The following is an 11334-nucleotide window of genomic DNA, read 5'->3' on the forward strand; positions in this document are numbered from 1 at the left end:
GCGGAGGTGATGGCGCAGTCCGGCGCGGCGGCCGGGGCGCCGGCGGTGATCGCGCGGGCGCACCACGGCAGCGTGTCCCGGGAGGAGCGCAAGCAGATCGAGGAGGCGCTCAAGTCCGGCCGGCTGCCCGCCGTGGTCGCCACGTCCAGCTTGGAGCTGGGCATCGACATGGGCGCCGTCGACCTGGTGGTGCAGATCGAGGCGCCGCCGAGCGTGGCGGCCGGGCTGCAACGGGTCGGGCGGGCCGGGCACCAGGTCGGCGCGGTCTCGCGCGGCGTCGTCTTCCCCAAGCACCGGGGCGACCTGCTCTCCTGCACCGTGGTGGCCGAGCGGATGGGCGCCGGTGCGATCGAGGAGCTGCACTACCCGCGCAACCCGCTCGACGTGCTGGCCCAGCAGATCGTCGCGATGGTGGCGCTGGAGCCGTGGCGGCTCGGCGACCTCGCGGTGCTGGTCCGGCGGGCGGCTCCGTTCGCGGAGCTGCCCGACTCGGCGCTGCACGCGGTGCTCGACATGCTCTCCGGGCGCTACCCGTCCACCGCGTTCGCCGAGCTGCGGCCGCGCCTGGTCTGGGACCGCGCCACCGACGTGCTGACCGGCCGGCCCGGCGCGCAGCGGCTCGCCGTGACCAGCGGCGGCACCATCCCCGACCGGGGCCTGTTCGGCGTGTTCCTGGCCGGCGCCGAGCGGGCCGCGCGGGTCGGTGAGCTGGACGAGGAGATGGTCTACGAGTCCCGGGTCGGTGACGTGTTCCTGCTCGGCTCGTCGTCCTGGCGGATCGAGGAGATCACCCCCGACCGGGTGCTCGTCTCCCCCGCGCCGGGGCAGGCGGCCCGGATGCCGTTCTGGAAGGGCGACCAGCTCGGCCGCCCGGTGGAGCTGGGGCGGGCGATCGGCGCCCGGGTCCGGGCGTTGCTGCGGCAGTCCGACGCCGACGCGGTGGCGGCGCTGCGCGCCGGCGGGCTGGACGACTGGGCCGCCGGCAACCTGATGAACTACCTGCGCGAGCAGAAGGCGGCCACCCGGGCGCTGCCGGACGACCGGACGGTGGTGGTCGAACGGTTCCGCGACGAGCTGGGCGACTGGCGGCTCGCCGTGCACTCGGTGCTCGGCGCGCGGGTCAACGGGCCGTGGGCGCTGGCGATCGGCCGCCGGCTGGCCGAGCGGTACGGCGTGGACGCCCAGGTCATGCCCTCCGACGACGGCATCGTGGTGCGCCTGCCCGACACCGCCGAGACGCCACCCGGTGCCGACGTGGTCGTCTTCGAGCCGGACGAGATCGCCCAGCTCGTCGAGGAGTCGGTGGGCACGTCGGCGCTGTTCGCGTCCCGGTTCCGCGAGTGCGCGGCCCGGTCGCTGCTGCTGCCCCGGCGTGACCCCCGGCGGCGGCAGCCGCTGTGGCAGCAACGCCAGCGCGCCGCGCAACTGCTCGACGTGGCCCGCGAGTACGCCGACTTCCCGGTCACGCTGGAAGCGGCCCGCGAGTGCCTCCAGGACGTCTTCGACCAGCCCGCCCTCGGCGAGCTGATGCGCGACCTGGCCGCCCGCAAGGTACGCCTGGTCGAGGTGGAGTCCGAACGGCCGTCGCCGTTCGCCAGGTCGCTGCTGTTCGGGTACGTCGGCGCGTTCCTCTACGAGGGCGACGCCCCGCTGGCCGAGCGGCGGGCCGCCGCGCTGGCGCTCGACTCCGGGCTGCTCGGCGAGCTGCTGGGCCGGGTCGACCTGCGGGAGCTGCTCGACCCGGAGGTGCTCGCCGAGACCGCCCGTCAGCTGCGCTGGCTCACCGAGCAGCGACGCCCCCGCGACCCGGAGGACGTGGTCGAGCTGCTGCGCGTGGTCGGTGACCTGAGCAGCGCCGAGCTGGCCGAGCGCGGTGTGCCGGAGTCCTGGACCGACGAGCTGGCCGCGGCCCGGCGGGTGCTGCGGGTCCGCATCGCCGGCGAGGACCGCTGGGTCGTCGTCGAGGACGCCGCCCGGCTGCGTGACGCGCTCGGGGTGGCGCTGCCCGTCGGGGTGGCGGAGGCGTACCTCGCGCCGGTGGCCGATCCGCTCGCCGACCTCGTCGCCCGGTACGCCCGTACGCACGGCCCGTTCGCGGCCGCCACCTGCGCGGCCCGCTTCGGGCTCGGCGTGTTCGTGGTGGAGCAGGCGCTGCGGCGGCTCGCCTCGGGCGGCCGGGTGGTCTCCGGTGAGTTCGCCCCGGACACGGTGGGCACCCAGTGGTGCGACGCGGAGGTGCTGCGCATGCTGCGCCGCCGCTCGCTGGCCGCCCTGCGCCGGGAGATCGAGCCGGTGCCGCCGCGCGCGCTCGCCGCGTTCCTGCCCCGCTGGCAGCAGGTCGGCTCGTCGGCCCGGGGCGTCGAGGCGGTCGCCGCCGCCGTCGAGCAGTTGCAGGGCGTGAGTGTGCCGGCGTCCGCGCTGGAACGTCTGGTGCTGCCCGCCCGGGTCGCCGACTACTCCCCCGCCCAGCTCGACGAGCTGTGCGCCGGCGGCGAGGTGGTGTGGGCCGGCGCGGGCGCGATCTCCGGCGGCGACGGGTGGGTGACGCTCGCGTACGCCGACGTGGCGCCGCTGCTGCTCCCGCCGCCGGACGAGGCGCTGACGCTGACCCCGCTGCACGAGTCGGTGCTCGACGCGCTCGCCGACGGGCAGGCGCTGTTCTTCCGCTCGTTGTCCGACCGGGTCGGCGCCACCGACGACGCCGCCCTGTCCGGCGCGGTGTGGGATCTGGTGTGGGCCGGCCACCTCACGAACGACACGCTAGCGCCGCTGCGGGCGGCGCTCGGCGCGGGTGGGGCGCACCGGTCCCGGCCGTCGGCGCCGCGCACCCGCTACCGCCGTCCGGGCCGGGTGGCGCTGCCCAGCCGTGGCGGTCCGCCCACGATGGCCGGTCGCTGGTCCCGGCTGCCCGAACGCGACAGCGACCCCACCCGCCGGGCCGCCGCCCTCGCCGATCTGCTGCTGGAACGGCACGGCGTGGTGACCCGGGGCGCGGTCGGGGCCGAGCAGGTCACCGGCGGCTTCGCCGGGGTCTACCCGGTGCTGTCCGCGATGGAGGAACGCGGGGCGGCCCGGCGCGGCTACTTCGTCGAAGGGCTCGGCGCGGCGCAGTTCGCGGTGCCGGGTGCGGTGGACCGCATCCGGGCGCTCGCCGACGACAGCCAGGGCCGGGGCGGCCCGACGGTAGTGCTCGCCGCCACCGACCCGGCGAATCCGTACGGCGCGGCGCTGCCCTGGCCGGAACGCGTTGTCGACTCCGGCGACGGCGCGGCACCGGCCACCGGCCACCGGGCCGGGCGCAAGGCGGGCGCGCTTGTCGTGCTCGTCGGCGGTGACCTGGTGCTCTACGTGGAGCGGGGCGGCCGGACGATCCTGTCGTTCACCGACGACACCGACACGCTCGGCGCGGCCGGCAAGGCGCTCGCCGACGCGGTGCACTCCGGTGCGCTCGGCGCGATCTCGGTGGAACGCGCCGACGGCGAGGCCGTGCACGCGTCCCCGCTGCGGAACGCGCTGACCGCCGCCGGTTTCCGCGCCACCCCGCGCGGGCTGCGCCTGCGCGGCTGACCGCCCGGCCGCCCCGGTTAGGGTGTGCCGGTGGCCTCGATCCGGGTACGCCAGGCGCGCGACGGGGACCGCGCGGCGCTGACGGCGTTGCACGAGCGGGAGTGGGGCGGGCCGATCGTGGTGGTCCACGACACCCGCTACGACCTGCGTGACCTGCCCGCGTTGGTGGCTGTCGACGACGGCGGCGGATTCGCCGGCGCGCTGCGCTTCTACCAGCGCCGGGGACTGCGCATCGTGGCGGTGGACGCGGGTGCCGTGGACCGCGCCCGGGCGGTCAAGCCGACGATTCCCCAGGTCGGCGCGGACGGGATCCCGCTGCACGACGAGCTGCGCCTGGCGCGGCACCTGACCGGGGCGGGCAACAAGTGAACGGCACCCCGCTGTGTGTCTCGCTGACCACCGACTACGGGCTGTCCGACGGGTTCGTGGCGGCGTGCCACGGCGTCCTGGCCCGGCTCGCCCCGGCCGTCCGGGTGATCGACGTGACGCACCTGATCCCGGCGGCCGACGTACGCCGGGGCGCGGCGGTGCTCGCGCAGACGGTGCCGTACCTGCCGTGGGGCGTGCACGTCGCGGTGGTCGACCCGGGCGTCGGCACGACGCGGCGCGGAATCGCGCTCGCCGCGCCCGGCGGGCTGCTGGTCGGGCCGGACAACGGGCTGCTGATCCCGGCCGCGGAGGCGCTCGGCGGGGTGACCGAGGCGGTGGAGCTGACCAACCCGGACTGGCTCGGCCCGGTCGTCTCCCGCACGTTCCATGGGCGGGACGTGTTCGCGCCGGTCGCCGCCCGGCTGGCGCTCGGCGCGCCGCCGGCCGAGGCCGGACCGGCAGTGGACCCGGGCACGCTGGTCCGGCTGCCGGAACCGGTGGTACGCGCCGAGCCCGGCGGCTTCAGCGCCGAGGTGCTGACCGTCGACCACTTCGGCAACGTCCAGCTCGCCGCGCCGGGCACGCTGCTCGACGGTCTGCCGGCTCGGGTGCTGGTGAACGGCCACGAGGCGGTCCACGGCCGCACCTTCGGCGACGCGGAACCCGGCGCCCTGGTGGTCTACGTCGACTCGGCCGCCCAGGTCGCGATAGCGGTGAACACCGGCCGAGCCGCCGACACCCTCCGAGCCACCCCAGGCGCCCTGGTCACCATCACCCGTCTCCCCCGCGATCTTGCACTTGGCGCCCCGGCATAACGGGCGAATGCCCCAGGGGCAGGGCCGAAACTGCAAGATCGCGGAGGAGAGTGGGGAGGGGCGGGAGGGCGGGCGGAAGGGCAGGGTCAGCAGCGGGGGACTGTGCCGCCGTAGATCGAGGACAGGTACGCGTGGCTGACGTAGTTGCCGCCCACCAGGCGGTACCACCTCGTCGTCGTGCGGTACGTGCCGGCGATCCGCTGCCCGGTCACGTAGCACTGCACCGGCACGTGGGCGTACGTGGCGGCCAGTCCCCGGCTCGCGTACGAGGTGCTCGCCCCGGCGCGCAGGTTCAGCGGCCCGGAGCCGACCACGGCCCGCGCCCCGCCACCGGTCCACAGCAGCGTCACGTCCACCCACGCGTTGTCGGTGAGCCGCAGCCCGTCCCAGAACGTGCCGTCGGCCAGGTCCAGCCCGGCCGGGTTGCGGACGGTACGGCCGAACTGGTCGCGCCCGCCGTTGTAGCCGTTCTGGTACGCCGCCTGCGCCTCCGGCAACCCGCGCGGCAGGTCCTTCCAGTTCTCCCGGACCGACGCCGGGTTCCACCAGTCGTCGCGGGTGTTCCACGGGCCGACGTCCCACACCGGGGCGTACTCACAGCGGCTGCCGTTCGTCGTGCAGACCTTGACGGTGTAGTCGCCGGTGTTGCGCGGGGACAGGCCGCGCCGGGTGGGCAGCGCCGCGAAGTGATCCCGGGTACCCACCGTGTGCCCGTTGGCGGTGATGCCGCCGACCAGGCCGATCCGGGTCGCGTACACCCGGTACCTGAGCGCGGCGGCCGGCTGGACCGCCGTGGTGGCGACCTTGTCGGCGGCCAGGGTCAGGCCGGTGACGGTGGCCTCCGACGCGCTGCCGCTGGTGGTCAGCACGACGCGCGCCTGCACCCGGCTGACCGGTGCGTCGAACACCGCCTCGGTGGCGTCGCGCCACTCGGTCCAGCCTCGGCCACGCCAGCCGCGTACCTGGGCCACCGCCGTACCCCCGTCGCCGGTGCGGGCGGCGAACTGTGCGCGTACCCGGGTCGCGGGCCGGTCCAGGGTGCGCGGCGCGGAGAGCAGGATGCCCTCGGCGACCGGTCCGCCGACGGCGGCCGGTCGGGTGCGGGCGGTGGGCCGGGGGTCGGCCAGGCGCAGGCGGCCGGACCGCCAGGCGACGTTGACGTCGTCGCCGCCGGCGACGGCGAGGTCGACGGACCAGCGTTCGGGGCCGGGCGCGGTGGCGCGGGACGGTACGGCGGCAGGCGGGGGCGCGGCCGACGCGGGCGTGCCGGGCAGTCCGGCGGCCACGGTGAGCAGGGCGGTCAGGGCGACGACGGTACGACGTCGTGAATGTGCCATGGGCATCTCCTCAGAACCCCCTGATCGTGGCGTTTCCGCAGATCAAGTGGAACCTCAGTACAAATAGCGACACATGCGAATTCTGCTCGGCCGGGGGACAATGGCCGGGTGCCCGAAGGCGACACCGTCTGGAACACCGCGCGCGTCCTGCAACGCGCGCTCGCCGGGGCCCGGCTCACCGGGTCCGACTTCCGCGTGCCACAGCTCGCCACCACGGACCTGACCGGCTGGACCGTGCGCGAGTCGGCCAGCCGGGGCAAGCACCTGCTGCTGCGCCTCACCGGCACCGACGCCGAGCCGTGGACGCTGCACTCGCACCTGCGGATGGACGGCGCCTGGCGGGCGTACGCGCCGGGTGAGCGCTGGAGCGCACGGCCGGCGCACCTGATCCGGGTGGTGCTGCGCTCCCCCGCCGCTGTCGCCGTCGGCTACCACCTGCACGAACTGGCGCTGGTGCCGACGGCCGAGGAGGATTCGCTCGTCGGCCACCTCGGCCCGGACCTGCTCGGGCCGGACTGGGACGCCGGCGAGGCGGTCCGCCGGCTCGCGGCCGACCCGGACCGGACCATCGGTGAGGCGCTGCTCGACCAGCGCAACCTGGCCGGGGTGGGCAACCTCTACAAGTGCGAGGTGCTGTTCCTGCGCGGCGTGTCGCCGTGGACGCCGGTCGGCGCGGTGCCGGACCTGCCAGGCACCGTCGCGCTGGCCCAGCGACTGCTCGCGGCCAACCGGGGCCGCTGGACGCAGAGCACCACCGGGGTGCTGCACCGGGGCGGCACCAGCTACGTGTACGGCCGCCGGGCCCAGCCGTGCCGCCGCTGCGGGACCGCCATCCGCAAGGAGGAACTGGGCGAACGGGTCACCTACTGGTGCCCGGCCTGCCAACCCGCCGTGGAACTTCCACGAAACGCCCAAGATCGGCCGAGATAGGGACGATTGGGTACTTCCGCCTCACCCCTGTGACGTCGCATGCTGCGGTGGACCGCTCACGGATCGTCAGCAGCGCGTACGCCCGCCACGCCGGGGTGTCGGCCGGCGCGCCCCGACCCCGGGGAGAGCCATGGTGCTGTTCCGCCGCAGCCGGCCCGGACGCCCGGACCGCGCCGCCGTCGTCGCCGTCGAGACCGCGCCCACCGGTGACCCGGCGCCGGCCGGTTCCGTCGCGCCCGCCGTTCCGGCCGCCCGGGACGGCGACGACGAGCAAGGTCCGGCGCCTGCGAGCCTGGACCCGACCGCCGTCCCGCGCCTGTTCGGCCCGGTGCCGAACACCGCCGCCAGCCCGCTGCCCACGTTCGACCCGGACGGCCGCCCGGTACTCGGCACCGGCATCCGCAAGTTCGTCGACCCACTGCCGCTACCAGGGCGGCCGGCCACCGCAGGGCTCGGCGCCCGCCTGCCGGTCGCCGTCCCGGACACCATCACCTGGCCGGGCTGCGACTACTACGAGATCGGCCTCCAGGAGTACGCGCAGCGCCTGCACCGCGACCTGCCCGCCACCCGGCTGCGCGGCTACCGGCAGCTCAACCTGGGCACCGACGCCTCCGGGCACAACACGGTCGGCCCGCCCGACCGCCCCTGGCACCTCGGCCCGATGATCATGGCCCGGCGGGGCCGTCCGGTGCGGATCAAGTTCATCAACCAGCTCCCCACCGGGCGAGCGGGCGAGCTGTTCCTGCCCGTCGACGAGACGGTCGACGGCGCCGGGGCCGGACCGCTCGACGGTCCCGCGCCGTACCCGCAGAACCGGGCCGTGCCGCACCTGTCCGGCGCGCAGACCGGGTGGATAAGCGCCGGCAACCCGTGGCAGTGGGTGACCCCGGCCGGCGAGATCACCCCGTACCCGACGGGTGTCTGTGTGACGCCGGTGCCGGACATGCCGCCGCCCGGCGCGGGCGCCACCACGCTGTACTTCCCGAACGACCAGAGCGGCCGGCTCATGTGGCTGCACGACAACACGCTCGGCCTGTCCCGGCTCACCGTCTACTCCGGGCAGATTGCGCTCTACCTGCTCACCGACCCGGCCGAGGAACGGCTGGTCGACGACGGCATACTCCCCGCCGACCAGCTCCCGCTGGTGATCGAGGACAAGACGTTCGTACCCGACGACGCGCAGCTCGCCGCCCAGGACCCCACCTGGGACCGGGACCGCTGGGGCGCCAAGGGCAGCCTGTGGCACCCGCACGTCTACCAGCCGCGGCAGAACCCGTACCGGCTCACCGGCACCAACCCGACCGGACGCTGGGACTACGGGCCGTGGACCCACGACCCGGACGGCGGCGCCAGCCCCTGGGTCGCCCCGGTGCCGAACCCGCACCACGACCCCGACACCGACCCGGACGAGCCGCCGCTGGTACCGGGCGTGCCGCACCCCTCGGCCGTGCCCGAGGCGTACGGCGACACCCCGCTCGTGAACGGCGTGGCCTACCCGTACCTGGAGGTCGCGCCGCGGGCGTACCGGTTGCGGATCCTCAACGCCTGCGCGGACCGGGCGCTCAACCTCCAGCTCTACCGGGCCGCCTCCGACGCGCCGATGTGGGGCGAGGACGGCAGCCCGGCCGACCCGGACGCCGGTGAGGTGCCGATGGTCGAGGCGGTACGCGCATCGGGGCGGCCCGCGTACTGGCCGGCGGACGGACGCGACGGCGGCGTGCCCGACCCGGCCGCCGCCGGACCCGAGATGATCCAGGTCGGCAACGAGGGCGGCCTGCTCCCCGCGCCTGTGGTGCTGACCAACCGGCCGGTGGACTACCGGTACGACAGGCAGGACCCGACGGTGCTCAACGTGGACGGGCACGCGCTGCTGCTCGCCCCCGGCGAACGGGCCGACGTGGTGGTGGACTTCTCCACAGTGCCGCCCGGCAGCACGCTCATCCTCTACAACGACTGCCCCGCGCCGCTGCCCCGGTTCGACATCCGCTACGACCACCACACCGGCGCGCCCGACCGGACCGCCTCCGGTGGCCTGCCGCCCACCCGCCCCGGGTACGGCCCGAACACCCGCACCCTGCTCCAGATCCGGGTCACCGGCACCCCCGCGCAGCCGTACGACACCCGGCGGCTCGCCGAGCGGCTACCCGGGGCGTACGCCCGCAGCCAGCCGCCGCCGATCGTGCCGCAACCCGCGTACGACACCGCGATCGGCACCACCACCCCCCGCCCGACGCTCGTCGCCGCGCGGGCCACCTCGGTCACGTTCACCCCGGCGGGCGCGACCGCCCCGGTCACGTTGCCGCTGGCGGTGAAGTCGGTCGGGCAGGTGTTCGAGGCCCGGCACGGCCGCGCGGTGGGACGGCTCGGCGTCGGCCACCCGGTCGCCGGACCACTCGCCCCGGCCACCCTGCCGCTGGGCCCGGCCGACCCGGCCACCGAGGTGCTGCACGCCACCGACCCGGCCGTTGCGGTCGGCGCTCCAGGCGACGGCACGCAGCTCTGGCGGATCGTCGGCGACGCCCCGCGCACCCATCCCGTCCACATCGAGGGCTGCGACGTACAGCTGGTCAACCGGGTCGGCTGGGACGGCACGGTCCGCCCGCCGGACCTGGGCGAGCTGGGCTGGAAGGACACCGTCCGGGTCAACCCCCGGGAGGACGTCGTGGTGGCGCTGCGTCCCGTACCACCCGCCCTCCCGTTCAAGATCGGCGACAGCGTACGGCTGCTCGACCCCACCCGCCCGGCCGGTGTACGGCTGGACGCCGGCCCGGTCAGCCCGGTCGACGGCCGCCCCGCTGTCGTGGTCAACCAGCTGGTCAACCTCGGCTGGGAGTACCGCTGGCAGACCCGCTCGGCCGGACTGCGCGACCAGGGCATGAGCCGGCCGCTGGTGGTGCGCGTGGCACCCAAGGCGCCGACCGGGCTCACCGCCACCCCGGCGCCCGGCAGCGCCACCGCGCTCCCCGCCATCGCGCTGACCTGGACCGGCAACGGCAGCCGGCCCGTACCCACCAGCCACCGGCTGCAACGCGCCACCGACAGCACCTTCACCACCGGCCTGACCGAGATCACGGTGGCCGCCACCGCCACCCGGTACACCGACGCCACCGTCACGCCCGGCGTCACCTACCACTACCGGATCCGCGCCGAGAACGCGGTGAGCTGCTCGTCCTGGTCCAACGCGGTGCCGGCGGCGGTGCACCTGTCCGCGCCGACCCGGGTGACAGCGGTGCTGCCGCCGACCGGGCCGCTGCGGGTGGCGCTGCGCTGGGCCAACCACTCCTTCGCGACAGGGGTGGACGTGCAGCGGGCCACGAACCCGACGTTCACCAGCGGCCCGGGCACCACGGCCATCGCCGTGGGCGAGTCCCACGTGGACCCGGCGGTCGCGCCGGACACCACGTACTACTACCGGGTACGCACGACGTACCTGGGTGCCGCCTCACCCTGGTCGACTGTGGCGACGGTGACCACACCGGCCCGGCCGCTCGCCCCGACCGCTGTGAGCGTCACCGCGAGCGTGTCCGGGCCGGACACGGCCAGCGTGACGGTGACCTGGTCGGCGCCGACGCCGGCCGGGCCGGGCGCCGGGTTCGTCGTGCAGCGCGCCACCGACGCCGCCTTCACCCGCGAACCGGCGACGTTCCACGTGACCGGCCGAGGCTTCACCAACACCGGCCTCGCGCGAGGAATGACCTACCACTACCGGGTACGCGCGACAAACGTCGTCGGCACGTCCCCCTGGACCCCCTCCACACGCACCACGACCCCCACCTGACCCCGTCCACGCCCCGCCGCAGGGTTGATCACGAAGTTGGCGGCCGAATTGGATCGAAACTGCCGTCAACCTCATGATCGACCGCGCCGGTCGGGCGCGCTGGTCGGGCGCGCTGGTCGGGCGCGCCTGGGCGGGGAGGGAACTGTCAGGGGGCGCGGAGGGGGGTGCGGAGTTCGGCCAGGGCGGAGGCCACGCCGTGCAGCAGGTCGGTGGCCTCGGTCAGGCGCGCGGCGGACGGGTGCTCGGTGTTCGGGCGCGCGTCCTCGGCCACGTAACCGGCGGCGGCCACCACCAGCCGCTCGTACGCGGCCACCCCGTCCTCCAACTGGGCCACGAGCGTGGCGTGCACCTCGTTCAGCGTGCTCTGCGGGGTCAGCTTCGCCGCGCGTTCCACGCCCGCCACCCGGTTCGCCAGCTCACGCAGGGACCGGTCGGCCTCGGCCGCCTCCCGGACCGCCGGCTCGGCCAGCCCGGTCAGCCGTCCGGCCAGCCCGGCCAGGGTGAGCGCGGCCCGGTCCAGCCGGGCCCACGGCTCGGC

The 11334-nt window shown here is 75.7% G+C and carries 7 protein-coding genes; 5 read left to right on the forward strand and 2 right to left on the reverse strand.

Going from position 1 to position 11334, the window contains the following annotated elements; translation table 11 throughout:
* From AC2CHG_RS26320 to AC2CHG_RS26330, 3 genes are all read left to right on the forward strand, one after another.
* On the forward strand, nt 1–3567 hold a 3567-nt coding region (locus tag AC2CHG_RS26320), incomplete at its 5' end, for an Lhr family helicase (protein ID WP_484525797.1).
* A gap of 30 nt (nt 3568–3597) precedes the next feature.
* Nucleotides 3598–3936, forward strand: coding sequence for a hypothetical protein (locus AC2CHG_RS26325; protein ID WP_402811579.1), 339 nt, complete (start codon nt 3598–3600; stop codon nt 3934–3936).
* Nucleotides 3933–4751: an SAM hydrolase/SAM-dependent halogenase family protein gene (locus AC2CHG_RS26330; protein ID WP_402811582.1), complete on the forward strand. Its 819-nt coding sequence runs from the start codon at nt 3933–3935 to the stop codon at nt 4749–4751. The genes AC2CHG_RS26325 and AC2CHG_RS26330 overlap by 4 nt, the downstream gene beginning before the upstream one ends.
* An 86-nt stretch (nt 4752–4837) precedes the next feature.
* On the opposite strand, the gene AC2CHG_RS26335 is transcribed toward AC2CHG_RS26330, so the two are convergent.
* The gene (locus AC2CHG_RS26335; RefSeq protein ID WP_357209294.1) at nt 4838–6088 is read right to left on the reverse strand and encodes a hypothetical protein; all 1251 of its coding nucleotides are present in this window, start codon (nt 6086–6088) and stop codon (nt 4838–4840) included.
* 108 nt (nt 6089–6196) lie between these two features.
* On the opposite strand from AC2CHG_RS26335, the gene AC2CHG_RS26340 reads away from it, so the two are divergent.
* Together AC2CHG_RS26340 and AC2CHG_RS26345 are read left to right on the forward strand one after the other, a co-directional pair.
* Entirely contained in the window at nt 6197–7018 is an 822-nt protein-coding gene (locus AC2CHG_RS26340; RefSeq protein WP_357209296.1) for a DNA-formamidopyrimidine glycosylase family protein, read from the forward strand.
* A gap of 130 nt (nt 7019–7148) precedes the next feature.
* Nucleotides 7149–10796: a fibronectin type III domain-containing protein gene (locus tag AC2CHG_RS26345; protein ID WP_262013604.1), complete on the forward strand. Its 3648-nt coding sequence runs from the start codon at nt 7149–7151 to the stop codon at nt 10794–10796.
* A gap of 145 nt (nt 10797–10941) precedes the next feature.
* On the opposite strand, the gene pspM is transcribed toward AC2CHG_RS26345, so the two are convergent.
* The coding region (gene pspM, locus AC2CHG_RS26350) for a phage shock envelope stress response protein PspM (RefSeq protein ID WP_484525798.1) at nt 10942–11334 on the reverse strand (393 nt) is incomplete at its 5' end.

This window comes from Micromonospora sp. ATLC20 (assembly GCF_057196585.1).